Source organism: Luteimonas terrae, from assembly GCF_031457535.1.
Lineage (GTDB): Bacteria > Pseudomonadota > Gammaproteobacteria > Xanthomonadales > Xanthomonadaceae > Luteimonas > Luteimonas terrae_A.
In genome coordinates this window covers 1-25,684 of sequence record NZ_JAVDWO010000001.1, presented here as the reverse complement: position 1 = coordinate 25,684, position 25,684 = coordinate 1, and the positions used below count along the sequence as shown (strand labels likewise).

At 68.3% G+C, this 25,684-nt stretch carries 20 protein-coding genes; 6 read left to right on the top strand and 14 right to left on the bottom strand.

The annotated features are described in order from the left end of the window. Positions 1-537 precede the first annotated feature (537 nt). From J2W68_RS00100 to J2W68_RS00080, 5 genes are all read right to left on the bottom strand, one after another. Positions 538-2,211 (bottom strand): LysM peptidoglycan-binding domain-containing protein, encoded by a 1,674-nt coding sequence (locus tag J2W68_RS00100; RefSeq protein ID WP_310231384.1) that lies wholly within the window; start codon positions 2,209-2,211, stop codon positions 538-540. Positions 2,212-2,409: 198 nt separating this feature from the next. Beyond that, entirely contained in the window at positions 2,410-4,095 is a 1,686-nt protein-coding gene (locus J2W68_RS00095) for a sensor domain-containing diguanylate cyclase (protein ID WP_310231383.1), read from the bottom strand. Between the two features lie 103 nt (positions 4,096-4,198). Continuing rightward, complete coding sequence (locus tag J2W68_RS00090; protein ID WP_310231382.1) at positions 4,199-5,392, bottom strand: patatin-like phospholipase family protein; 1,194 nt, start codon at positions 5,390-5,392, stop codon at positions 4,199-4,201. After that, complete coding sequence (locus J2W68_RS00085) at positions 5,389-6,174, bottom strand: 3-hydroxybutyrate dehydrogenase (RefSeq protein WP_310231380.1); 786 nt, start codon at positions 6,172-6,174, stop codon at positions 5,389-5,391. Before J2W68_RS00085 ends, J2W68_RS00090 begins: the two co-directional genes overlap by 4 nt. Positions 6,175-6,524: 350 nt before the next feature. Further along, positions 6,525-8,225, bottom strand: coding sequence for an alkaline phosphatase (locus J2W68_RS00080; RefSeq protein ID WP_310231378.1), 1,701 nt, complete (start codon positions 8,223-8,225; stop codon positions 6,525-6,527). Positions 8,226-8,444: 219 nt separating this feature from the next. Here J2W68_RS00080 and J2W68_RS00075 point away from each other — a divergent pair, with 219 nt between their 5' ends. From J2W68_RS00075 to J2W68_RS00065, 3 genes are all read left to right on the top strand, one after another. After that, a complete protein-coding gene (locus J2W68_RS00075; protein ID WP_310231375.1) occupies positions 8,445-9,737 on the top strand; it encodes a dicarboxylate/amino acid:cation symporter in 1,293 nt (430 codons plus the stop codon). 112 nt (positions 9,738-9,849) lie between these two features. Beyond that, entirely contained in the window at positions 9,850-11,271 is a 1,422-nt protein-coding gene (locus J2W68_RS00070; protein WP_310231372.1) for a M16 family metallopeptidase, read from the top strand. A 10-nt stretch (positions 11,272-11,281) separates the two neighbouring features. Continuing rightward, positions 11,282-12,751 carry a M16 family metallopeptidase gene (locus J2W68_RS00065; RefSeq protein WP_310231370.1) on the top strand — a complete coding sequence of 490 codons (1,470 nt, stop codon included), beginning with the start codon at positions 11,282-11,284 and terminating at the stop codon, positions 12,749-12,751. 202 nt (positions 12,752-12,953) lie between these two features. Here J2W68_RS00065 and bla read toward each other — a convergent pair whose 3' ends face one another. From bla to trxA, 9 genes are all read right to left on the bottom strand, one after another. Then, positions 12,954-13,832, bottom strand: a complete 879-nt coding sequence (gene bla, locus J2W68_RS00060; protein WP_310231368.1) for a subclass B3 metallo-beta-lactamase — start codon at positions 13,830-13,832, stop codon at positions 12,954-12,956. A gap of 61 nt (positions 13,833-13,893) precedes the next feature. Further along, positions 13,894-14,772 (bottom strand): bile acid:sodium symporter family protein, encoded by an 879-nt coding sequence (locus J2W68_RS00055; protein ID WP_310231366.1) that lies wholly within the window; start codon positions 14,770-14,772, stop codon positions 13,894-13,896. A 16-nt stretch (positions 14,773-14,788) separates the two neighbouring features. Next, the gene (locus tag J2W68_RS00050; RefSeq protein WP_310231363.1) at positions 14,789-15,205 is read right to left on the bottom strand and encodes a hypothetical protein; all 417 of its coding nucleotides are present in this window, start codon (positions 15,203-15,205) and stop codon (positions 14,789-14,791) included. A 418-nt stretch (positions 15,206-15,623) separates the two neighbouring features. Continuing rightward, positions 15,624-17,504, bottom strand: coding sequence for a DUF885 domain-containing protein (locus J2W68_RS00045; RefSeq protein ID WP_310231360.1), 1,881 nt, complete (start codon positions 17,502-17,504; stop codon positions 15,624-15,626). A 73-nt stretch (positions 17,505-17,577) separates the two neighbouring features. Beyond that, positions 17,578-18,312, bottom strand: a complete 735-nt coding sequence (locus J2W68_RS00040; RefSeq protein WP_310231358.1) for a DUF502 domain-containing protein — start codon at positions 18,310-18,312, stop codon at positions 17,578-17,580. A gap of 75 nt (positions 18,313-18,387) precedes the next feature. Continuing rightward, a complete protein-coding gene (locus J2W68_RS00035) occupies positions 18,388-20,472 on the bottom strand; it encodes a protein kinase domain-containing protein (protein WP_310231355.1) in 2,085 nt (694 codons plus the stop codon). 123 nt (positions 20,473-20,595) lie between these two features. Next, a complete protein-coding gene (locus tag J2W68_RS00030; RefSeq protein WP_310231352.1) occupies positions 20,596-22,299 on the bottom strand; it encodes an NAD(P)/FAD-dependent oxidoreductase in 1,704 nt (567 codons plus the stop codon). Positions 22,300-22,488: 189 nt separating this feature from the next. Then, complete coding sequence (locus J2W68_RS00025) at positions 22,489-22,965, bottom strand: DUF4442 domain-containing protein (protein ID WP_310231349.1); 477 nt, start codon at positions 22,963-22,965, stop codon at positions 22,489-22,491. A gap of 71 nt (positions 22,966-23,036) precedes the next feature. After that, positions 23,037-23,921: a thioredoxin gene (gene trxA / locus J2W68_RS00020; protein ID WP_310231347.1), complete on the bottom strand. Its 885-nt coding sequence runs from the start codon at positions 23,919-23,921 to the stop codon at positions 23,037-23,039. Between the two features lie 146 nt (positions 23,922-24,067). On the opposite strand from trxA, the gene J2W68_RS00015 reads away from it, so the two are divergent. Genes J2W68_RS00015 through J2W68_RS00005 form a run of 3 tightly spaced genes read left to right on the top strand, consistent with a single transcriptional unit; the run spans position 24,068 to position 25,507 of the window. Next, positions 24,068-24,727, top strand: coding sequence for a hypothetical protein (locus tag J2W68_RS00015; protein WP_310231344.1), 660 nt, complete (start codon positions 24,068-24,070; stop codon positions 24,725-24,727). Between the two features lie 10 nt (positions 24,728-24,737). Continuing rightward, entirely contained in the window at positions 24,738-24,950 is a 213-nt protein-coding gene (locus tag J2W68_RS00010; RefSeq protein WP_310231342.1) for a helix-turn-helix transcriptional regulator, read from the top strand. Then, the gene (locus J2W68_RS00005; protein WP_310231339.1) at positions 24,947-25,507 is read left to right on the top strand and encodes a hypothetical protein; all 561 of its coding nucleotides are present in this window, start codon (positions 24,947-24,949) and stop codon (positions 25,505-25,507) included. The genes J2W68_RS00010 and J2W68_RS00005 overlap by 4 nt, the downstream gene beginning before the upstream one ends. The last annotated feature ends 177 nt before the right edge of the window (positions 25,508-25,684 follow it).

The window sequence follows — 25,684 nt, the reverse complement described above, 5'->3', positions numbered from 1 at the left end:
CCCTCTGTTCGGACCTGGGGATCAGAGGGGAACAGGGAACGGGGAACGCCTGGTCATCCAATGAACTGGATCGTCATCCCGGCGAAGGCCGGGATCCCGTGACTTTGGCTGTCACCTCGGAAGCGGACGTTTTTCTGTTGCGCCGGCTTTCGCGCGAACGACATTCGCGGCGGATTCTGCGTCTCAAGGCGCTGGATGACCAGCGCTGCACGCTGTTCAGAAGCGCCTCCGGCCTTCGCCGGGATGACGCGGTCGTCTTGTTGCTTGATGACCCTCGGCCCAAACCTGCTTCGATTCCAACAGGAAGCGCTAGCGCTTTGGCCACTCATTCCGGGATGAGGAGGGGAGCTTGGGAGCCACGGGCGCCCGTTCCGGCGAATGCCTCGAGGCAACGCGATTGCCAAAGCGCGGAGGGGGCTGGCGTCAGAGAAAGCGCGAGCCGAGTGGGAGTCGAAACCTCCCGATCCGATATCCCTGCAATCCGCAAGAATGCCCCCACCCAACCCACCCCCGCAGGCGGGGGCGGGCGCACTATCCTCACTCGTGCGGCGTCACCGATGCATCGATGCGGGTGAAGCTCCGGTCGCCGAAGCCGCCATTTGTGCTGCCATCGGAGATCGAGAACAGCCGTTCGGACAGGCCGTAGTCGCTATTGCCCAGGTTCCGGCCCAGCGACAGTGCGAAATCCCAGGCGGCCGGCGTGGGATAGCTGCCGTCGGTGTTCATGTAGCCGAGCAGGTTGCCCAGGCTCATGTGCGCGCCGTTGTCGACGGCGGCCGCGGTCTGCCCGGCAAGTGCGTTCATCTGGGTCTCGCTGAAGCCGAGCGTCACCGTCTGACCTTCGGCGACAGGCGCGCCGTCGAGGCCACCGCTCAGCGCAGCGTTGAGCAACTGCACGTTGTTGGCGTCGACCTGGACGTCGAAGCTGTAGACGCGGGCGTCGGCAATCTCGTTGCCGGCCGCATCCCAGCGCTGGCTGATGTTCATCGGCACGTTGCCCGAATACTGCAGATCGACGCTGCGCTCGATGCTGCCGTCGGCGTGCGTGGTCACCACCATGTTGCCGGTGTTCTTTGCGCCGTCCAGCGACAGGTTCACCGGACCCAGCTTGGCGCTGAGATTGGTCTGTGAGCTGTAGTCGAGGCGTTCGACGGTGGCGACGTTGGCCACGCCGCCGCCGTTCGCATCGGGCAGGGTGCCGGTTGCAAGGAAATCGTTGTAGGCGGCCTGGCCGGCCTCGTTCGACAGGTCGAATTCGGCGGTGCGCAGCGTCGCGCCCGACAGACTGTCGTTGCGGCCGAGCATGATGTTGCCGATGCCGAATTCCACACCGACACCGTTGTAGGCCTTCACGGCCTCGGTCGGCCCGGCGGTCACCCGCACGGTGTCTTCGCCGGTGCGTGCGACGACCGTGCTGACGCCGGTCTCGTCGGTCACCTTGGTCTGCGTGGCGATGTTGCGGAACGTCGCCTTGAACTCGTTGGTGGTGTAGTCCGAACCATTCATCGTGACCGTCGCGCCGACCGGCATCGACTGCGGGTCGAACGGGTTGACCGACAATGGATCCACGCCGGCGTCGGCCGGCATCGCCACCTGATAGGACGCGCGGATGCCGTCGGTGCGGCCCAGTTCGAGACCGGCCTGAGGTGTGCTGACGCCGCCCTTGAGGAACACCGACACATCGCTTGAGGCCTTGTACGTGGTCACGCCGTTGGCGGTGTTGACGCTGCCGCTGATCGACGCGTTCGCGCCGCCGCCGAAGCTCACGCCGTAGCCATTCGCGCTCTTGACCGATTCGTTGAACGCCACGCCGCCAGACGCGGTGACCGAGCCAGCATCCGGATTGACGCTGACGTTGCCGCTGGTCGACGTCGTCGACTGGTGCACGGTGCCGGCGTCGCTGGTGTAGGTGGTGCGCGCATCGCTACGCGTGCTCTGGTTGGCGCTGATGCCGCCGGTGTTGGAGATCGACACGCCCTGGCTGCTGCTGTCGGTGACGCGCGAGGGAATCACCAGCGCGTCATCGGGGTAGACCATGTCCGGATTCGAGATCTGCGGATTGGCCTTCAGAAGATCCTGGGTGGAGACGCCGTACTGGTTCGCGATCTGGACCAGGCTCTCGGCCGGCCGCACGGTGTGGCGCAGCGGTTCGGCGGTCGGAGCTGGGGGAAGATGCGACGTTGAATGCGACGTGGTCGGATTGATGCTCATGCGCGTTCTGCAGGGGGAAGTGATAGGCGCAGAATATCGGGCCGTGCTCTTCGAGGCAGCTGGGGTTATCCCCAGGTCGCACGCGGCCCACGCCTGTGATGGGCGTCGGCCGTGCGATCTCCGCCGGCGGAAGGTGTCTTTCGTGGTGCGCAGGCGCGGACGAGCGAATGGCTTGGCGCGTCGGATCGATACGCCGCGTCAATCTGCGGACAGCGTGTCCGGGCAGGCATGTGGCATCACGCCAGGGTCGCGGTCGGCCATCACCCGGTTCCGACCGGCGTGCTTGGCCCGGTACATGGCGTCGTCCGCGCGCCGCAGTAGCGCCACCGCTTGTTCATCGTCCGCCTGCAGCGTGGTGACGCCGATGCTGGCGGTGAGCTGCAGCTCGGGCACGCCCAGCGTGGCCGCGGTCTCGGCGATCCGGTGCCGCATGGCGTCGAGCCGCTCACGTGCGTGCTGCGCGTCGACCCCAGGCAGCAGCACCAGGAACTCCTCGCCGCCCATGCGCACCACGTCGTCGCGCCGCCGCACGCCGGTCGCCAGCGCCTCGGCTACCGCCACCAGCACGCGATCGCCGACGTCGTGGCCGTGGGTGTCATTGATGCGCTTGAACAGATCGATGTCGACAAAGCCCAGCGACAGCGGCATGGCCGTGCGTCGTGCCTCGGCGAAGCAGCGGTCCAGCTGCGCGAGGCCGGCGCGACGGTTGGGCAGGCCGGTTAGGGAATCCGTGTCCGCCAGCTGGCGCATCGCATCGCGCTGGGCGCGCAGTTGCCCGTAGCGGTTGGTCAGGGTGTAGGCCATCACGATCAGGAACCAGGTGGCGACCAGTTGGATGAGCTCGACCCGGTACTCGACCACGATCCGGCTGGTGGCGATCGGCGGGATGAAGAGGATGATCACCGGCGCGGCCGCGGCGATCAGGGCAAAGGCGCGGCGATCGCCGCGCCGGATCGACAGCACCGCAATCAGGGTCAGCGCCACCGTCAGCAACAGGGACGCGTGGTCGAGGATCCACCACGCCGCCCCGAGCGCGGCGTACGGCAGCAGCGGCACTAGCAGCCCGGCGATGACGAACCCGCGTACGCTCCAGTGCGCGCCGTGACGCAGCGCCGGCCACAGGCCGACCACGCCCGACTGGCTCCACAGGCCGTACTGCAGCGCGGCGAAGGCGAAGGCCGTGAATGCGACCTGCCACCGAGTTTCGTGGTCGCCCACCGGAAGCCAGGGGACCGGATAGCCGCTCAACCCGTTCAGCGTGGCCTGCCACAGCAACAGCACCAGGCACATCGCAACGTGCGCCAGGAAGGTGCGGTCGCGCGCGCCGATGTAGCCCATGAGCGCCGAGAAGGCCAGCGCCAGCGCGATCGCCAGACACGCCGTGCGCACCACCAGGCGCAGCGTGTCTTCCTGCTGGACGGGGCTGGGGCCACCGATGCGGATGGTCGGGATCCACTGCGGCTGCACGGGAGCACGCCATGCCACGCGCACCGGATCATCGGTGCCTGCGGGCGGCACGACGACCAGGCCCACGCCGGCGCGGAAGCGCGAATCGCGGGTACGTGCGTCGTGCATCCGACCGCAGACCACGCGGTCGCCCAGCCCGACCATGACCTCGCCGGCGAACACGTTGAAGACACTGATGGCCTGCGGCGCACCCGGCCAGCCGCCGGCCGGCGCCGGGATTTCGACAGTCTGCACGCCGGCCAGGGCCTCGGGATCGCAGGCCCGCATCGGCGTGCCGTCGTGGGTGGCGGCGCCGCCGAGCAGGAACCGCGGCGCCTGCGCGGACCCGTCGTCCGCCGCGGCGGCGGACACGGCCACGAGCAGCAGCCCTGCCAGCAGGCAGCGCCACGCTCTACGAGGTGTCCAGAGTCGAATCATCACTGCGCCCGGTGGGTGCGGGCACCTGACGCCCGCGCGTTGGGCAATGCAAGAAGCGTACCGGGGCCCCGACACGCCGACGGGTGGCGCCGTTTCATGTCCATCAGCCCGCAGGCTTCACCCGGTGCACGTCGTGTGTCGCCATGCCGATCTCGCGGTCGGGCAGGTCGAACCACTGCGGATGCTGCAGGGTGCGGTCCATGTCGTGCAGCCCGGTGTCCCAGTGCTCGCGTAGCGATATGCGCCCGAAGGCGTAATCCTTGTTCTGCTGCTCATGGGACTTGGTCTGGTAGATCAGATGGATGACGTTGAACACGCGGTCGTCGAGATAGGGCGCCAGCGCCGATTCCAGGTGCGGCGGCAGCTTGCGGTCGGGCAGGTGCGCGATCAGCTCCTTCAGTGACGTGCGCAGTTTCTGCGCCGTCTCGACCATCTGGGTGCCGTGCCGGGTGCGGCTGGAGAAGCGGATGTCCTTGGCCCGTTCCAGCACGTCGAGCAGCGAGCGCGGCCGCGGGCCGCGGGCGCTCCACAGGTCGACCTGGAACACCAGCGTGTCCTCGTGCGGATGGCAGTCGAGGATGTACTCGAGTGGTGTGTTCGACACGATGCCGCCGTCCCAGTACGGCTCGCCATCGATTTCGACCGCGGGAAACGCCGGCGGCAGCGCACCGGAGGCGAGGATGTGCTCGACCCGGATCGTTTCCCGCGCGCTGTCGAAATAGCGGAAATTGCCACGCATGACATTGGTCGCGCCGACCGTCAGGCGCACCGCGTGGTCATGGTTGATGCGGTCGAAATCGACGAAGCGCAGCAGCGTCTCGCGCAACGGAGCGGTGTCGTAGAAGCTGGTCGCGGCGTCGCTGCCATCGCCGGGCACCAGTAGCGGCGAGACCGTCCGTGCCTCGAAGAAGCCGCGCTGGCCCTGCAGCATCGCGCCCATCGCGCTCATGCCGCGCGCCCACGACAGCAGCGCGGGATGTTCCGGCAGGCTGGCGACCATGGTGCGGATCGCCAATGCGGGCAGCGAGGCTGGCCCCGCGGGCTCGGTGATGACGTTCCAGAACGCCTGCAGTTGCGCGATGCGGTCCTCGGGGGCATTGCCGGCGAGGATCGCCGCGTTGATGGCCCCGATCGAGATGCCCGCGAACCAGTTCGGGGCGATGCCTTCGGCGTGCAGACGCTCGTAGACGCCACACTGGTAGGCGCCGAGCGCACCGCCACCCTGCAGCACCAGCGCGACCATGGGGTAGCGCGCGACCCGCTCGCGCACGGCGGCCTCGGTGCGGGCTTGGCTCACTGCATGTACCAGCCGTGGCTGACCACCAGGCTCTGGCCGGTGAGCGCATTGGTCTCGAAGGCCGCCAGCATCAGCGCGACGTTGGCCACGTCGTCGACGGTGGTGAATTCGCCGTCGACGGTGTCCTTGAGCATCACGTTCTGGATCACCTCGTCCTCGCTGATGCCCAACTCCTTCGCCTGCTCGGGAATCTGCTTGTCGACCAGCGGCGTGCGCACGAAGCCCGGGCAGATCACGTTGGCGCGTACGCCGTAGGCCGCGGCTTCTTTCGCGACCGTGCGGGCGAGACCCAGCAGGCCGTGCTTGGCGGTGACGTAGGGCGCCTTGAGCTTGGATGCGGCGTGCGAGTGCACCGAGCCCATATAGATGATCGCGCCGCCGGTCTTGCGTGTCTCCATGTCGCGCAGGCATTCGCGCGTGGTCAGGAAGGCGCCATCGAGATGGATGGCGAGCATCTTCTTCCAGTCGGCGTAGCTGAAATCGGTGATCTTGTTGACGATCTGGATGCCGGCGTTCGACACCAGCACGTCGACCTGTCCGTAGTGCGCGACGGCCTTGGCGATGCCGTCGACCACCTGGGCTTCATCGGTGACGTCCATCGCCACGGCCAGCGCGTCGCCGCCGGCGTTGCGGATCTCGGTCGCGGTCGCTTCGGCAGCGTCGAGTTTGAGATCGGCGATGACGACCTTGCCGCCTGCCTGGGCGTAGACCTCGGCGATGCGCTTGCCAATGCCGCTGGCCGCGCCGGTGACCACGCAGACCTTGCCGTCGAGTCGATTCATGGATGCCGCTCCGCTTCGAATGGGGATGCGGCCAGCTTAGCCCGGCGATGCGACAGGGCGCGTCGTACTTTCGTGCGATGCACCATCCGCGTTGCGAGAGCGCACGCGGGTATGGCCGGTGTAGGAGCGCCCTTGGGCGCGATCGGGCTTTGCCGAGCAAGCCCATCGCGCGCGAGCGCGCTCCTAGCCGTTCGCGGCTGCGGATCAGCTGCAGCGCGATCCAGGCGCTGCCTGCGTTGCGGGGCGGGGCGCGGATATGGCTCCCTGTAGGAGCGCCCTCGGGCGCGATGTGGCTCTGGTGGGAAAGGCCATCGCGCGCAAGCGCGCTCCTACAGATGTGTGCGGCGGCCTCAGTCGGCGGCGCGCGCCGGTGCATCGACCGGCGTCATCACCGGCAGGTCCACCGGTACGCCGTCGGCGTTGCAGTGGCCGGTGGCGCACAGCTGCGCACGCAGCGCGGGCGTGGCCTGGACGATCAGGTGATAGATCACGTTCTGCTCGACCGTGCCGCGCACCGCCTCGCTGCCGGGGCCGCGCGCCCAGATGCCGACGTCATCGCCGCCGTGGGTTTCGCTCTTCATCGGCACCAGCGCTTCCTGCATGAAATCCGGGTGCTCGGTATCGACTTCGCGCAGGTTCGGGCGACCGCTGGCGGGCGAGAACCCGCTGGGCTGGTGGTGATGGGTCTTCGGACCTTCGGGCTGCTGGTTGCTGGCGCCGGCGTAGCCCGGGCCGTTGGCGTAGGACAGCGTCGTGTAGGGCAGGCCGGTCGCGTCGAGCGCATAGGCGTTCGGGTCGTCGTCCTCGCTGACCCGGCCGCGCACCTTGCCCAGGATCGGGTTGCCACGCGTCGGGTAGCCGACGAAATTCAGTGTGTGCGAATGGTCGGCAGTCACGAGGATCAGCGTGTCCTCGGACGAGGTCGCCTCGGCGGCGGCCTGCACGGCGCGCGACATCGCAACCGTCTCGTCGAGCGCGCGGAAGGCGTTGCCCTCGTGATTGGCGTGGTCGATGCGGCCGCTCTCGACCAGCAGCACGTAGCCCTTGCCGTCGCGCGACAGCTGCTCGATCGCGACGCGGGTCATCTCGGCGAGGTCCGGTTCGCCGGTGTCGCCCTGGTCGCGATCGTGTTCGTACTGCATGTGGTCGTACTCGAACAGGCCGAGTACGGCGTCGGCATCCGCCGCCGCGCGCAGCTGCGCAGTGTTCCAGACGTAGGCGCCGCCCGGATTGGCCGCCAGCCATTCGGCCGGGAGGTTGCGGCCGTCGAGGCGCTGGCCGACCTTGTCGGTGTGTTCGGGATCGCGCTCGGTCACCGGCAGGAACTCGCCGCGGCCGCCGCCGAACAACACACGCGGGCCTTTGCCGGGGGCGAAGTCCAGAATCTGCTGGGCGATGTCGCGGCAGCCCGCCGCCTGGGCCGCCTCGGGCAGATCGGTGTCGTTTTCCCAGTTGCGATCCGGCGAATGCGCGTAGGTCGCGGCCGGCGTGGCATGGGTGAGCCGCGCTGTTGTGACCACGCCGGTGGCGAGACCGGCGTCGTCCGCCAGGCGCAGCCAGGACTGCACGTGACGCTGCCGGCTGTCGGCGCAGTCGAAACGGTTGCCCGATGACACCCCGATCGCGCCCATGTGCGACTTCACACCGGCCGCGATCGCGGTCATGGTGCCGGCCGAGTCTGGCGTCTGCGAATCGGTGTTGTAGGTCTTCGACAGGCCGGTGGCCGGGAACTGTTCCCAGCTCAGCGCGTGCTCCTCGCCGCTGCCGCCCAGGCGCTGGCCTTCGAGGATGCGCGCCGCGGCCACCGTGGTCAGGCTCATGCCGTCGCCGAGGAACACGATGACGTTCTTCGCCTGACCGCCCATCGCGCCATTGCCGGCCGCGCGCGCGGCACCGCTGCGGTACCACCACTGCGCGGTTTCGTCGGCGCGGGTCGCGGCGCTCGGTACATCGATCGGGCGGATCTGGCCCGATGCTGTGGGGCCAGTGGAGGCGCACGCGGCGCAGAGCAGGGTCAGCGAGCAGGCGAAACCTGCAGTCAGAAAGCGCATGGGGCAGGGGATTCCGTGAAAAACGCCGCGTGATTATGCCTACGGCGCATTGCAGCTTCACGGCGGTGCAACGGTCGCGGCATCTCGATTGCTGCGCGCGCGGTGCAATGACACCGAGCCCATCGTTCCGGATCTGGGACGCTGGCGTCCCGGTGCCGGCATCGCCATCACGGATGACGTCACGTATCGTCGCCTGTTGAAGTCGCGGACACTCCTCGAATGAATGCTCTGGCCTGGTGGTTCCGGATTCCGTTCTGGCAACGGGTGCTGGGCGCATTCGTGCTTGGCGCGCTGGTCGGCTGGCTGATGGGGCCGGCGGCCGGCACATGGCTGCAGCCGCTGGGCACGCTGTACGTCAACCTGATCCGCATGATCGCGGTGCCGCTGGTGTTCTTCGCGGTGATCAACGCGGTCGCGGCCCTGCACGGCCAGCAGTCGATCGCCGCGCTCGGCGGCCGCACCTTCGGTTGGTTCGCCGCCACGGCTGTGCTCGCGGTCGGCATCGGCTTTGCCGTCGCCTACACCTTCAACCCAGGGCTGAGCATCGAAGCGGGCTCGCTGATGCCTGCAGCCGATTACACGCCGCGCGAAGTACCCACGCCGGTCGAGGTGCTGCTCAACGTGGTGCCGACCAATCCGTTCGCGGCGTTGTCGAACGGCAACATCCTGCAGGTGATCTTCTTCGCCGGGCTACTCGGTTTCGCGCTGGTCAAGCTCGGTGAGCGCGTCGCGGCCTTGCGCGCGCTGGTCGGGCAGGCGTCCGACGCGATGATCCAGGTCACACGCTTCGTCCTGGAGATCACGCCGATCGGCACCTTCGGGCTGATCGCCGCGCTGGTCGGCACCTACGGTTTCGAGAAGCTGCTCCCACTCGGTAGCTTCGTCATCGCGCTGTATGTCGCCTGCGCTGTGCATATCGTCTTCGTCTACGGCGGTCTGCTGCTGGCGCACGGACTCAACCCGCTGAAGTTCTTCCGCGGCGCGGCGCCCGGTATGCAGGTCGCGTTCGTCAGTTCGTCGAGTCTGGCGTCGATGCCGGTCGCGCTGCGCAGCGTGACCCACAACCTCGGCGTCAACCGCGATTACGCCGCGTTCGCTGTGCCGCTGGGTGCGACGATCAAGATGGATGGCTGCGGCGCGATCTATCCCACGCTCGCGTCGGTCTTCATCGCCCAGTATTTCGGGATCGAACTGAGCTTTGCCCAGTACGCGGCGATCCTGCTGGCCTCGGTGCTCGGCAGCTTCGGCACCGCCGGCGTGCCGGGTACGGCGGTGGTCATGGCGACGGTGGTGCTGTCGGCGGCCGGCCTGCCCCTTGAAGGTCTCGGCCTCTTGCTGGCGATCGACCGCATCCTCGACATGATGCGCACGATGACCAACGTCACCGGGCAGATGCTGGTGCCGGTGCTCGTCGCACGCGAAACCGGGCTGCTGGACCGTGAGATCTACGAGTCGGCGCGCAGCAATGTCGGGCTCGACGATGCGGAACCGGGCGCCGAAGCGCGGAAGTAGCGGCCCAATCTCCGCCGGGGAGGGCGCGTGACCGTCGGCACGTGCAAGCGTCGTCCCACGATTTATAGTCGGTGTTCGTGCCCCGGGGAGCGGGGCGGACAGGGAACCGACCATGAAACGACTCGCAGGACTGGGTGGCGCATGCGTGCTGCTCGCGATGTTGGCCGCGCCCGCGGCCGCGCAGCAGGCCGATTGGCGTCTGCCGATCGAAACAAAGACGCTCGACAACGGCCTGACCGTCGTCGTGTCCGAAGACCGCAGCTCGCCGACCGTCGGTGTCAGCGTGGTCTACCACGTGGGCATGCGGCTCGAACCCGAGAACCGCACCGGCTTCGCGCATCTGTTCGAACATCTGATGTTCCAGGGCACACCAACCGCGCCCAAGGGCACGTTCGACCGCGTGATCCAGGGCGGCGGCGGTCGACTCAACGGTTCCACGCGCCCCGATTACACCAACTACATCGAGACCGCGCCGGTCTCCGCGCTCGCGCCGATCCTCTGGCTCGAAGCGGACCGCATGAAGACGCTGGATTTCTCGCCAGAGAACCTCAAGAACCAGCAGGACGTGGTCAAGGAAGAGATCCGCGTCAACGTGCAGAACCAGCCCTACGGGCTGTTCTTCGTGTTCGACATCAACCGGCTGGCGTTCTCCAAGTGGGCGAACGCGCACGACGGCTACGGCAGCTTCAAGGATCTCGAAGGCGCAACGCTTGCCGATGTCGAAGCCTTCCACCGCGACTACTACGGCCCGAACAACGCGGTCATCGGCATCGCCGGCGACATCTCGGCTGAAGAAGCCTTCGCACTGGTCGAGGAGTATTTCGGAGATATTCCGGCGCGTGCGACGCCCGCGCGCCCCGACGTCTCCGAACCGCTGAACACCGAAGGCAGGCGCGAAGCGCAGGCCGACGCGCTGGCCCAGGTGCCCGCGCTCGCAGTGGGCTGGAAGATGCCCGCGCGCGGCCACGCCGATCATGCGCCGATGGCGGTGTTGTCGCAGCTGCTGGCCGGCGGCAATGCATCGCGCCTGTACCAGGGCCTGGTCAAGGGCCGTGAGCAACTGCTCAATATCGATGGTGGCCTGGGTTGGCCATTGGGCCATGCCTGGGACTACGACGGCCCGACGCTGATGACGTTGTTTGCGCTGTACAAGCCGAACGTCGAACCGGACGCGGTGCTGGGCGCGGTCGATGAGGAAATCGCGCGCGTTGTCGCCGAGGGCGTACCGGCCGACACCCTGGCCGCGGCCAAGACCAAGCTGCTGGCCGATTACGTCAACAGCCTCGAACCTTTCATCTCGCGCGCCGACGAGCTGGCCAAGGCGCAACTGCTGTGGGGTGATGCGGACACGCTCAACCGGGTCCCCGAGTGGGTGCAGGCCGTGACCGTCGCCGACGTGCAGCGCGTGGCGAAGACCTATCTGACCGATGCCAACCGCACCGTCATCGACCGCGTGCCGGCCGCGATGGCGCCTGCACGTGGCATCGCCGCGCCGGCCGCGCCGGCGCCCGCTGCCGCACCGGCGCAGGACTGAGGAGATCGATATGGACAAGCACAACGTTCCGACCCGCGGCCTGCGTCCGCTTGCACTGGCACTCGGCATCTGCCTGTTCGCCAGCGCTGCTTACGCGCAGCAGCCGGCCGCACCCGGCGCGCCGCCCACCACTGCGCCGCCGACAGAATTGCCTGCGGGCCTGCCGGACTACGGCGCCGACAAGCCGCTGCCCGAGCTCGGCCTGGTCGAACACACGCTCGACAACGGTCTGACTGTCTGGGTGCTCCCGCGCCAGGGCGGGCTGCCACGCGTCGACTACGTGCTGGCCGTGCGCGGCGGTCTCGCCAGCGATCCGGCGCAGCTGCCGGGCATGTCGAACCTGCTCGCCGGTCTGCTGCGCGAAGGCACGGAGACCCGCAGTTCGGTGCAGATTGCGGAAGCGCTTGAGCGCCTCGGAGGCTCGATCGGCGCCAGCGCCAGCAGCGACGGCCTGTTCGTCAGCGCATCCGGTCTGTCGTCGTCGGCCGAGCCTTTGGCTGCACTGTTTGCCGACGTGGTGCGCAACCCGGCGTTTCCGGCCAATGAAGTGCAGTTGGCGAAGACCAATGCACTGCAAGGCCTCAAGGCGGCGCAGGCGCAGCCGAGCTATCAGGCCAATCGTGCGATGGGTCGCGTGCTGTTCGGTGACCATCCCTACGGCAACACGCTGCCGACCGAAGCGGCGATCAACGGCACGGACATCGCAGGCCTCAAGGCTGCGCATGCGGCGCGCTTCCGTCCCGATCACGCGCTGCTGGTGATCGCTGGACCGGTCACGCCGGACGCGGCCAAGGCGCTGGCCGAGTCGATGTTCGGCGACTGGCAGGGCAGCGGTGATCCAATCGCCGAAGTCGCCGCGCCGGCCTACCCCGAGGGTCCGCAGTTCGTGCTGGTACCGCGAGAGAACAGCGTGCAGTCGGCGGTGCGCATCGGACGCCCGGCGTTCGATGCCGACGACGACCGCGCGATTCCCGCAGCGCTCGCCAACACCATCCTCGGTGGCGGCTTCGACAGCCGGCTGATGCGCAACCTGCGCGAGGACAAGGGCTACACCTACGGCGCCGGCAGCAGCTTCGGCTTGCGCGCAGAAGGCGGGTCCTTCCAGGCCCAGGCCGATGTCCGCAACGAGGTGACCGGTGCGGCGATCGGCGAATTCCTCAAGGAATTCGAACAGATGCGCGAACAGTCCGTGCCCGCCGACGAGCTGCAGCGCGCCAAACGTTTCACCGCCGGTACCTACCTGTTCCAGAACCAGCTGCAGTACGCGGTCGCGTCCGCGCTCGCCGGCAACTGGCTGCTGGGGCGGCCGGCCGACTACCTCAGCAGCTACGTCGACAAGGTCAACAACGTGACCGCGGCGCAGGTGCAGTCGGTCGCGCGCGAGTTCTTCGACCCGAAGCAGCAGAGCATCGTCGTGGTCGGCGATGCGGCAGTGGCCGAGCAACTGAAGACCTACGGGACGTTCGGCAGCGGCGAGTAAATCCACGCGTCGTGCAACGAGAAAAGGCCCCGCTTTCGAGCGGGGCCTTTGCACTTGTAGGCGCGCTCGCGCGCGCGATTGGGCGTCCCGTTACACCTCCATCGCGCGCGAGCGCGCTCCTACAGGACAGCGCGGCGTGTGGATCAGCGCATCGCGAATCGTTCCGCGGTGCGCTGATGCAGGGATGCGTCTCACAGCCGGCTCAGCGCGACTTCGCCTGCGCCTCCGCGAGCTGCGCTTCGAATCGCGCTTCCGCACCGTCCGCATAGGCCGCGCATGTCAGCGCCTTCGCGCCTGCCGCGTCACCCGCTGCGTAATCCCAGTGGCTCGCACCGGGGTGCGGTGTCAGCAGCAGGTCGCAGGGCAGGGCGCGCACCACATGAAACGAGCGGCGATAGTCGTCTACCAGGCGCGGGTAACGCGGGTTGTCGTGCAGTCGATACCCAGGCGCGCTGAGACTGTCGACGTAGGCGATGCGCACCGGTCGGCCGTCACGCGTATCGGTCCAGGTCCAGGCCACGCTGCCTGGCGTGTGACCGGGCACGAAGTGCACGGTGAAATCGACGCCGCCCTGCGTCACGACCTCGCGGTCCATGACGATGCGATCGGTCTGCACAGGCGGATATGTGATCTCGTCGCCGAAGTGCAGATCGTCGCTGCCGCCACGCGCGAACAGCACGGCCGATTCGGCGTTGGCGACGAGGCGTGCGCCGGTGCGGCGCTTGAGCGCGGCAAAGGGCCCTGCGTGGTCGGCGTGCGCGTGGCTCGACAGCAGCAGGCGCAGGTCCGCGGGCGCGACCTCCAGCCGCGCCATGTTCGCCAGCAAGGCATCCACGGCCTGCGGCATGCCGCCGTCGATCAGCACGGCGCCGTCGTCGGTCAGCACCAGCAATGCAGTGAGTCCTTCGGTGCCGATCTGCCAGGTGCGGTCGGCGATCCGCACCGGCGCGATCGGCTGCCGCCACGAGACGTCGACCGTGTACGCCTCGAGCTGCGGCAGCGGCGGTTCCGCCGCAGATCCGGTCAGCGGGGACGACAGCAGGCAGGTGAGGAGCGAGCAGGCGAGCAGACACGGGCGCATCGGAATTCCAGCGGCGGACGGACCGACAGTCTGCGGCGGACGCGGCGTCTTGCAACGAAATTCAGGTGGAAGCGCTGGCTTCGCGCGCGCCGGGCCGGTTGAGCCATGCGGCGAATGCGGCCGCGGTGAAGAACATCAGCAGGCTGTAGACCGCGGCCGGCGCCGACATCGTTGCGTTGCCGAGCACGCTGAGCGCGATGAAGATCGCCAACGTGCCGTTGTGGATGCCGATCTCCATCGAAATCGCGATCGCCTGCCGCCGCGGCAGCTTCAGCGCGCGCGGCGCCGCGTAGCCCGTGCCCATGCTGACGAGATTGAACAGCAGACAGGCGATGCCGACGGCGGCGAAATAGGCCAACAGCGTGTCCCAGGTACTGGCGACGGCGGCGACGATCAGCAGCGCGAGCACGACCACCGAAAGCAAGCGGATCGGTTTCTCCATGCGCGTTGCGAAACCGGAGGCGAACGCCCGCACCAGCATGCCGATGCTGACCGGCAGCAGGATGATCAGCGCAACCTCGACGATCTTGCGCGTCGGCGGCGGCACGTACTGGCCGGCGCCGAGGAAGAACTCCAGCGACAGGTTGAGGATGATCGGCAGCGTGATCAGGCACAGCACGCTGTTGACTGCGGTCAGCGTGATGTTGAGCGCCACGTCGCCGCGCGCGATATGGCTGTAGATGTTCGCGGTCGCGCCGCCCGGCGATGCAGCCAGCAGCATCAGGCCGACCGCGAGTTCGGGCGGTAGCCGGAACAGCAACGCGAGCCCGAGGGCCGCCCAGGGCAGGATGCCGATCTGCAAGGCGAGACCGATCAGCACCGCACGCGGATACCGCGCGACACGGCGGAAATCCTCGAGCGTCAGGCCGAGGCCGAGCCCGAACATGATCACGCCGAGCGCGAGCGGCAGCAGCAGTGTGGTCAGCAACGATGCCTGCATGGGACGTCCTGTGTCGTTACACGGGCGCGTCGGCGCGCCTGCGCCGCAGCGCGAGCCGCCCACCGCACCACGCGAGGGGAATCGGGCCGATCACGCCGAGCAGCGTCATCCACAGCGGATGCGGCAGCATCCACGCGTTGCCGATCACGCCGAGCACGATCAGCACGCCGACCGCGATCGCGGCGCTCATCCGGCGCACGCGCGCGAGTCGCGCCGCAACCCAGCCGCCACAGACCGCGGCGAGCAGCCAGCCGGACAGCACCCAGACCAGCTTGCCGATCGGCGCATTCGCGACGATCTCGGCAAGGTCCGCGTCAGTGGCGAGTTGCCCGGCCGGCAGCGGGAACATCCACGAGCCGACGAATTCCAGCCCGAGCATCACCATCATGGCGGCGACCATGCCGAGCATCACCGAGAACATCGTGCGGATCATGGCGCCTCCCCAGCGCGAGCCGGCGTGCAGCATCGCGCGGCGGGTGGAGGAGGGCAAGCGGCGTGCAGCATCGCGAGGTGGGGTCGGGAGCGCAGGGGCTTCTACGATAGGCGTCGCGTGTCGTCTCGGACGCGGGAACACGCGATCGTCAGAACGAAGTCGCTGGATCCCGGCGTTCGCCGGGATGACGGAGGATAGATGTCGTCGTCCAGCGGATGTCGTCGTCCCGGCGAACGCCGGGACTCAGCGACTCGCGCGGCGAAACAGTCGCGCGCGACCTGCGCAGGCCACGTGCGCCAGTGCGCCAGGGCCGTCCAACCTGCGCACCCCGGCGCCAGGTCGATTGCGCTGTGGGCGTGAGACCAGGGCCCCGACTCGCCAAACGATGCCTTGCAGTCGCGGCTTGCCGGCGCCCGTCTTACGACTCAACCCCTGCCGGCGCCGTTTCGATCGGCGCAGCGTCGGCGCGTCCACGCTGCGCCGCGATCCATGCATCGATCTTCGCATCCAGCAACGGCAACGGCAGCGCGCCGTCCTTCAGCACTTCGGCATGGAATTCCCGGATATCGAAAGCCTCGCCCAGCGCCGCCTCGCTGCGCTTGCGCAGTTCCTGGATCTTGAGCTCGCCGATCTTGTAGGCCAGCGCCTGGCCGGGCCACGCGATGTAGCGCTCGGCCTCGGCAATCGCATCCGGCTCGCTGACCGAGGAATTCTCGAACATGTAGTCGAGCACCTGCTGGCGCGTCCAGCCCTTGCTGTGCAGGCCGGTGTCGACGACCAGTCGCACCGCGCGCCACAGTTCGCCCTGCAGGCGTCCGAAGTAGTCGTAGGGATCGGTGTAGAGGCCGAGTTCCTTGCCCAGGCTCTCGGCGTACAGCCCCCAGCCTTCGATGTACGCGGTCTCGCCGCCGAAGCGGCGGAACGCGGGCAGGTCGGTCAGCTCCTGCTGCAGCGCCAGCTGGAAGTGGTGGCCGGGAATCGCCTCGTGCAGGAACAGGTCTTCAGCGTCCCAGCGCTTGCGGGTCGGCAGATCGAAGGTGTTGACGTAGAAGATGCCCGGGCGGCTGCCGTCCTCGCTGGGACTCATGTACTCGCCGCCCGCGGCCGACGCGGCGCGGAAGGCCTCGATCGGGCGGATCTCGAAACCGGCCTTGGGCGTCAGCGAGAACAGTTCGGGCACCTTTGCCTCGATCTTCTGTTCAATGGCGCGGTAGTGCGACAGCAGCTGTGCCTCGGAACGGAACTCGAAGCGGCGGTCGGTCTGCATGAAGCGGAAGAAGTCCTGCAGCGATCCCTCGAACTTCGTTTCCGCCATGACGCCGCGGATCTGCTCGTGGATGCGGGCCACCTCGTCCAGGCCGATCTGGTGGATCGCCTCGGGCGTCAGGTCGGACGTGGTCTGCTGTTTTGCGGAAAACGCATACCAGGCCATGCCGTCGGGCAGGGCGTCGAGCCCGACGCTGTCACGCGCGTGCGGCAGGTAGTCGTTGGCGATGAAGTCGCGCTGGCGCTGGATCGCTGGATTGAGCTGCTCGGTGATCAGGGTGCGGAATTCGGCGGTCAGGCGCGCGCGGTCGGCCTCGGCGATATCGTCCGGGAATCGTTCGACCGGGCCCCAGAACGGGCTCTTCTCCACGTCATCGACGAGGATCGCGTCGAACTGCGGCAGCACCTTTTCCATCACCACGCGCGGCTGCACCACATTGGCTTCGATGCCGGCCTGCATGTTGGCGATTTCGGTGTCCAGCAGCACGGGAACGCGCGCGGCGCGACGCAACCAGGCCTCGTAATCGGCGACGGTCACAAACGGCTGCGCGTTCGTCCCCGAGCCCAGCAGCACCGAATAGCTGACGATGCTGCCCATCTGGTTGACCGGCATCATCCAGTCAGGGAAGCGTTCGCCGTCAAGCGTGTTGCGACGCTCTTCGACGAAGATGCGGTAGCTCAGCAGATCCTGGCCCTGCAGGCCTTCGCTGCCGACCGCCTCGACCGCCTTGAGCCAGCGCTCGTTGAAGCTGCGCACCTGTTCGCGGTACTCGGCGCTGCCAAAATCCGGCAACTGGTCGTTGTAGCGCGTGTCGCCCTGGAAGGTCGCCTGGATCGGGTTGAGCTTGAGCAGTTCTTCCCAGTACTCGGCGTACAGCGTGGTCAGCCTTGCAGCACGCGCGGCGGCATCCTCGACCGGCACGTCGGCGATGGTGGCGGCCGACGCCTGCGCGGGCGCATCGCGGTTGCAGCCGGCGAGTCCGCCGCCGGCGGCGATAGCGACGGCGATGGCGAGGACGAGCGGCTGCTTCATGTCGGGCTCCAATGGGAATCGGTCGATGCTGTCGAAAGCGGTACGCGGCCGGCAAGGGCCGAAGGTCACGTGCTCAGGGCACTGGCGTGCCGGGCGCCGGCACCGCGTGTGGTGGCGCCGGCTGGGGATCGAACGGGATCGTCTCGGGCGCGACTGCACCGCCGGAGATGATGAAACTCATCGCCTGGTCGACGGTCCAGTCGGTCGGCGTGATCTTCTCCAGCGGCACGATTTCCAGATAGCCCGACGTCGGGTTGGGCGTGGTCGGCACGTACACCGCGGCGAGTTCGCGTCCGGTGCCCTGTTCGCGGATCACCCGGGTGACGAAGCCCACCGACTTCATGCCGGGATGCGGAAAGTCGATCAGCACCACGCGCTGGGTGCCGTCAGGTTTGGTCTGCAGGATGTCGAGCAGTTTGCGCGCGCTGGAATAGATCACGTTCGCCAGCGGGATGCGGCGCACCAGCGCATCGACCCACGACAGCATGCGCTGGCCGATGACCCGTCGCGCGAGCCAGCCCACGCCGAGGATCAGCGCGATGGTCGCGAGCAGCGCGATGGTCGCCTGCACGGACGCGGCGTTGGCCCAGCCGAGCGAATTGGGAAAGCCCGCGGCGATCCTGTGCGACAGCGGCGCGACCCATGGCGTGCTGATGTCGGACAACAGCACGAACACGAACTTGACGACGATCCAGGTCAGCCAGATCGGCAGCAGGGTCAGCAGACCGGTGAGGAACAGACGCTGCAGGCGTCCGCCCAGGGTGGGGGCACTCATTGGAATCCGCGGGTGGGGTGGGGAGCCCGACATGATGCCCTCGGCACCTGGACTGCGGAAAGATTGTTCCGGCCGGGCGACAGCGGGCGTTGCGGCGCGGGCCCTGCGTCAGGGCAGGTGCGCGAGGCGGAAACCGACGTCGTCGTAGCCGCGGCGCGGGTCGAGCGCGCGGCTGGCGAGCGCGTCGCGCTGGCTTGGGCCGGCGGCGATCCGGTCCTTGCAGGCGGCCGCGCAATCGCTGCGCCATTCGGCCGGGCCGCTGGCCGGCGTCGCGACACTGGCGCCCTGTGCTGTCGAGGCCACAACGATGCTCCGACCTTCGCGTTCGCTGCGCCAGCGCGCATATTCCACCGCGTCGTGCCAGGACACGCAGACGACCGGGTCGGACGGCGATTGCTCGAAACCCGGGTCTTCCCAGTCCTTCGACGAGAGTGCTCGCAGCACTGAACCACGCGCGCGGCACGAGGCCGACTTGTGGCCGGTGGCGGCGATGAAGGCGCCGTAGTCCGCGCGGCTGACCGGCGTGTTCGAGATCGCGTAGACGCCGTCGCTGCTGCGGACCACGCGCGCACCCCCGGCAACGCTGGCGGCCAGCGCGGCGACGTCGGGAATGGTCATGGCCTGGCGACGCAGACGCGCAGTCGCGGCGGCATCGAGACCCACGGCGTCGGCCGAGGCCAGGCTCGCAACTGCTTCGCCGCGGTCGACATCGGTGACCGCCTGGTTGATCCGCACTTCGAGCGCTTCGTCCACGCGCTTGCGCAGCCGGCGCATCGACTCGCCGTCGGCCTGGCCAGTGGCGATTGCATGCTGGCGCGCGGCGGTCAACAGCTTGGCGGCGTTGTCATGCTCGCCCTTTGCGATCAACGCGGTCGCCCGCTGTCCGGCCGCGTCGAGCGCGCGGCCGGACAGCGGCGCGAAGCGCAGGTGCTCGCGATCGGCCTGCCAGGCGCGCGACAAGGACTCGAACGCGTTCGCGCCGACAGGCGCGGCCAACTGGCCGACGCGCAACTGGCGTTCGGCATCGCCGAGATGGCGATCGGACGCCGAGACCGGCGCAGCCTGCGGCGTGGCCGCCTCCGTGGACGTGGCGGTGGTGGCCGGCGCGCGCGCCTCCTCGTGGGCCAGGCCTTCGGCATCGACGGGCGCGGTCGCACCTCCGGCGGCGCGGGCCTGTCCGGGCGCGGGTGCGTCGATGCCCGGCGCACTCGACGGGCGCAGCAGGAACCCGATACCGGCGGCGACGACCAGCACTGCCGGAATCCACAGCATCGGCGATACCTGCCGCGCGCCATCACCGAGGCGACGGGTGCCTTCGCCGATGCGCCGGAACGTGCCGGTCACGACAGGTTCGCGCTTGCCGTCCCGCTGCGGCACCTGCGCCAGCGCCTGCAACATCTGGTTGGCATCGGCGAAGCGGCGGCCGGGCGATTTCGCCAGGGCGCGATCGATGAAACGTTGCCAGTGACGCAATGGCGGCGACAACCGCGGAATCGGATTCTGGGTATGCGCGATCGCCATCGACAGCGCGTCTTCGCCCTGGTACGGCAGGCTGCCGTTGAGCATTTCCCAGGCCAGCACGCCGACGCTGTAGAGATCGGCGCGGAAATCGACCTGCTGGCCGCGCGCCTGTTCCGGCGCCATGTAGGCGGTACTGCCGACGGCGAGGCCGACCATGGTCACGCGCGTGCCGTAGCCGCGGCGCAGGGCGATGCCGAAATCCGCCAGCAGCGGACGATCGGCCTCGTCGAACAGCACGTTCTCGGCCTTGACGTCGCGATGGATCACGCCACGCGCATGCGCATAGGCCAGCGCCGACAGCAACGCGCGCAGCACTTCGCGCACGCGGGTGTGGTCACCGGTGAGATCGCGACCGCCCAGATGCCCATGCGGCAGATATGGCATCGAGTACCACGGCAGACCGTCCTCGGTGCGGCCGACCTCGTGGATGCCGACGATGTTGGGGTGCTCGAGCCGGGCGATCGTGCGCGCTTCGTTCTCGAAGCGACGACGGCTCACCTCGTCGGCCAGCGCCTCGGGCAGCATGACCTTGATCGCCACGTCGCGCCCCAAAGACAGCTGCGTACCGAGATAGACCGTCGCCATGCCGCCGTGTCCGATGACGCGCAGCAAGCGGTAACCGGCGATGTCCGGAAAGACCGTCGAGTCAGGCCCGGTTGGCGTATGCGGCATGGTTCCCCCTTGCGTCGCACAGCATACCGAGGACGCGCTGGAAAACGGTGTGATGCGTTGCCGGCTCCCATGAAGGCGTCTGCAATCCGTCCTGCGTGACTGACGCCTTGCGCGGCCGCACTGTCAGGCCGCGCGTGCGTGCCCGGCCGCGACCAGTGCCATCGCGACCGATTCAGCGGCCTTGATGCCGTCCACACCGGCCGACAGGATGCCGCCCGCGTAGCCCGCGCCTTCGCCAGCGGGAAACAGCCCGCGTGTGTTCAGGCTCTGGCCGTCGTCGTGGCGGGTGATGCGCAGCGGCGATGATGTGCGCGTCTCCACGCCGGTCAGCAACGCATCGTGCATCGCGAAGCCGCGCAGCTTGCGGTCGAAAGCGGGCAGGGCTTCGCGGATCGCGGCGATCGCGTAATCGGGCAGGGCGCCGGACAGATCGCCCAGGCGCACGCCCGGCGTGTACGACGGCACTACGTTGCCGAACGCGCTGGACGCGCGCCCGGCGAGCAGATCGCCGACCAGTTGCCCCGGCGCTTCGTATTCGCCGCCGCCGAGTACGAAGGCGTTCGACTCCCAGTGCCGTTGCAGGGCGATACCGGCGAGCGGCCCGCCTTGCGGTGCGTACGGCAGAAAGTCCTCCGGCGTGATGCCGACGACGATCGCCGCGTTCGCGTTGCGCTCGTTGCGCGAGTACTGGCTCATGCCATTGGTGACCACGCGGCCGGGCTCGCTGGCCGCGGCCACCACGGTGCCGCCCGGGCACATGCAGAAGCTGTAGACCGAGCGGCCGTTGCGCGCGTGGTGCACCAGCTTGTAGTCGGCCGCGCCCAGCAGCGGATGGCCGGCCTGTGGGCCGAAGCGCGCGGCATCGACCAGCGACTGCGGATGCTCGATGCGGAAGCCGATCGAGAAGGGCTTCGCCTCGAGAAACACACCGCGCGCGTCCAGCATCGCGAAGGTGTCGCGCGCGCTGTGGCCGAGCGCCAGCACCACGTGATCGCTGCGGATGGTCTCGCCGTTGGCCAACGTCACGCCACGCACATGGCGCACGCCTTGCGCATCGTCTTCGACGACCAGATCATCGACCCGGCTGGAGAAGCGGATCTCGCCGCCCAGCGATTCGATGGTCGCGCGCATGTGCTCGACCATCGACACCAGCCGGAACGTGCCGATGTGCGGCTTGCTCACAAAGAGGATTTCCTCGGGCGCACCTGCGGCGACGAACTCGGTCAGCACCTTGCGGCCGTGATGGCGCTTGTCGGAGATCTGGCTGTAGAGCTTGCCGTCGGAGAACGTGCCGGCGCCGCCTTCGCCGAACTGCACGTTGGATTCGGGGTTCAACACTTTTTTCCGCCACAGCCCGAAGGTATCCACGGTGCGTTCGCGCACCGCCTTGCCGCGTTCCAGCACGATGGGCCGGAACCCCATCTGCGCGAGCACCAGCGCCGCGAACAGGCCGCAGGGCCCGGTGCCGATCACCAGCGGACGCAGTGGCAGGGCATCACTGGCGCGTGCGACGAAGCGGTACGACGTGTCCGGCGACGTGCCGACCTTGCCGCTGCCACCGGCCACGGCGCCGTCGGCCTGGTCGTCCGCCGCGGCGGCTTCGGGATCGAGTTCCAGCCGCTGCAGGATGTCGGCCTCGCGCGTGGTCTCCACGTCGACCGAATAGATCAGCACGATCGCCCCGCGCCGGCGCGCGTCGTAGCTGCGCTTGGCCACGGTGAAGCCGGTGAGTTCGTCGGCGTGGATGCCCAGACGCGCAACGATCGCCTCGGGCAGGGCGGCATCGTCGTGGTCGAGCGGCAGTTTGAGATCGGTGAGTCGGAGCATCGGGATCAACGAGTTCGGAGAGGCGCAGTCTCGCAGGCCGCAGGACACGACGCAGTTCAAGCGGAGGCGTAGTCGCTGGCGGATTATGAAGGATCGCGTTGTTCGCGCTTGACGTCAGTGCACGCGTACCCCGGACAATCGAAGCGCACGAGGCCAGCGATGTGCCAGTCGTTCGCGTAGCCCGCTATCTCATCGACTCGCTGCGGTCTCGAACTGACCGCTGCGCCGCTTGCGGCGCACGTAGACCTGTTTGCGCACGCGGGCGACCAGTTCTCCCGATGCGTCGAGTACATCGGTGGTGAACCAGTGCAGGTGCTTGCTACCGTCAGCAGTGACGGTGCGGATTGCTTCCACCGTGGCGTCGTCCAGATCGAAGGTCGCGTGGACGGTGCCGCGGCCCGGACGGATGAACTCGATCTCGCCGGCCTTGTCCCAGACCACGTGGTCGTTGCCGAGCGCGCGCAGCGTCATGATCATCCAGAACGGATCGGTCATCGCGAACAGGCTGCCGCCGAAGTGCGTGCCGACGTAGTTGCGGTTGAACCAGCGCTGGCGCAGTTCGACATGCGCATGCCGGAAGCCCTCGTCGATGCGGGTCACTCTTATGCCCGCGAACAGGAACGGCGGCCACAGATTCATCAGCAAGCGGAAACGGCGCGAGGTCATGGGCGGGCGATCGGCGAGGGGACGCCGATCTTGCCATACGCTGCTGTACGGAAGCGCCCGAAGGCGCCAGATCAGAACAGCAGCGACGCCATCTTGCGGCGGTAGCGGCCGACGAGGGCGGCGTCTTCGATGATGCGGAATGCGTCGATCAGCGCCTTGCGCGGCAGACCGTCTTGGAAATCGCGGTCGCGCGCGAGGATTTCGATGAACTGCTCCAGGCCCGCCTCGGCATCGCCGGCCACGATATGACGGACGCCGAGCTGGTGGCGCGCGGTGAGGTTGGCGGGATCGGCGGCGATGGCTGCCTGCAGTTCGTCGGCCGACGGCGCATCGGCGAGCAGCGTGGCGAAATCCAGCCGGGCGCGCGCCTTGATCGTGCGGTCGTCGGTGGCCAGGTTCGCCGGCAGCCCGTCGAGCAGACCTTCGGCCTCCTTCGAATCGCCCGTCTGTAGCAGGGCCAATGCAAGGTCGAGACGCAGTTCGGCCTTGTCCGGCTCGGCAGCCACTGCCTCACGCAGGCGCGCCACTTCGGCGGCCGGGTCCAGCGGCGCGGGCTCGGCCTCTTCGACAGCGCCGCCCTCAGCCGGCTCGATGCCGTGCTTCTTCAGGAACTCGCGGATCTCGCCTTCGGGCAGCGCGCCGGGGAAGCCGTCGACCGGCTGGCCGCCGACCAGCAGAAACACCGTCGGCACCGAACGGATCTGGAACGCGGCCGCGATCTGCTGTTCCTTGTCGACATCGACCTTGGCCAGCACGAACGCGCCGTTGTACTCGGCCGCGAGCTTCTCCAGTACCGGACCGAGCGACTTGCACGGCCCGCACCATTCGGCCCAGAAATCGATCAGCACCGGGGTCTGCAACGACGCCTGCAACACCTCGGTTTCGAAGGTCGCGGTGGTCGCGTCGAAGACGTGGGGAAGGGCAGCGGGGGCGGGGGCGTTGCCGTCAAGGAGCATGCGGAAGTCCGTTGGAGAGGGATGCGCCGGGCGCGATCCCGAAGGATGGTGACGGATGCGCAGGATACAACCATGTCAAAAATAGTTGACATGGTTCATCCGGAATGTAAATTATTTTTTACCTTGAGTCTGATGGAGGAGACATCATGTCGATGCATGGGGGGCTCGCAGCTCCGAGTGGGCAACCGCGGAGCGATCGGCCGTCGGTCTGGTCGGTGATCTGGCCAGCAGCAGTGTTCACCGGTTTCGGCCTGCTGTTCGTGTCGAAGGACCCCGGCTTGCGTGGGCTCACGCTTGGACCGGTGCTGCTCCTGCTGGTCGGCATCGCAGGCCTGGCGTGGCGCAGCGCTCGGTTCTCTCGGGAAGGGGCCGGCCCGTCGCCCGGTGAAACCGAAGCGTGGAACGCGGCCCAGCTCTTGCTTGCAGCGGTGATCTTCCTGCAGATGATCGCCGCGGGACGGCTGGGCGAGGGCTGGATCACCTGGTGCCTGCTTTTTGGCTACGCCAGCCTCGTGCTCTTGGGGCCGGAGATCCGCGCACGCCGGCTGGGGGCGCAGGCGCGCCACCGCAGTGTGGTCGAGGACGAGCGCGACGCGACGATCCAGGCGGCGGCCACGCGCTGGTCGAAGCGCACACTGGAGATATCGATCGTCGCGGGTGCCGCCGTGTATGCGCTCTACGCCAGCCGCATGGGCGACGTGCCAGATGCACGTGCCACAGTCGCGGCGGTGTTCGCCGTAATGTTCGTCGCCAATGCGGTCGGCCAGTGGCGCGCGGCCATGCTGTACTGGCGCGATCGTCGATGAACCGCGTTAGATGACCGGCACGCCCATCACCAACGAGATCCGCCGCCTGCGCTTCGAGCACGGTGAGATGACCCAGCAGGCGCTGGCGGATGCCTGCCAGGTCACGCGGCAGACGATCATCGCGCTGGAAGCGGGGCGTTATGCGCCGTCGCTGGAACTGGCGTTCCGGATCGCACGGACGTTCGGCGTCGGGGTCGAGGGCGTCTTCCGGTGGTCGGCGTGAGTGGCGTGCGGCTGCGCCCGCTGGTCGTCGGCGCGCATGTCTGCACCTTGCTGGCGCTGCTGGTATTCGCGGTGATGACCGGTGTGCCTGCGGGCGCGCCGCTGGCCTGGTCAGGCGCGCGAGGCATGCCGCTGGCGTGGCTGTTCAACCTGCTGGCATGGATCGGCCCGGGGCTCGTCGTCGCATTCGCTGCGCTGCGGATGCGCGCGGCCATGCCGGATGCGCGCCTCGGCGCAGGCATCGCGCTGCGGCTGATGCTGCTGGCCGCGCTGGCCTTCGCGGCGCAAGGCCTGCTGACGCTGGATCCGAACGAACTCGACGGCGGCGCCAGCCGCTGGCATGCCACGGCGTGGATGGTCTGGAACCTCGCGTTTGGCGCGGGCGCGCTGATGGCGGGCCTCGCGTTGCGCAGGGTCCGCTGGGCGTCGCTGATCATCTGCGCGCTCTGCCTGCTGGCGCCTGCGCTGCTCGGGCCCATCGTGGGCCCGAGCGTGGTGCTGGCCGCGTGGGCGGCGTGGACGCTGTTGCTGGCATGGCGCGTGCCCCCCGCGCGCTGATGTCCGGTGGTCCTATGTAGGAGCGGGGGGGGGGGGGGGGGGGGGGGGGGGGGGGGGGGCCCCCCCCCCCCCCCCCCCCCCCCGCTCCTACAGACGCGGGCAGTGCATCGCGGCTGATGTCTACGGAAGCTTGAATTCCGGCATCGGTACGTCCGGCAGGCGCACATCCGGCCCCAA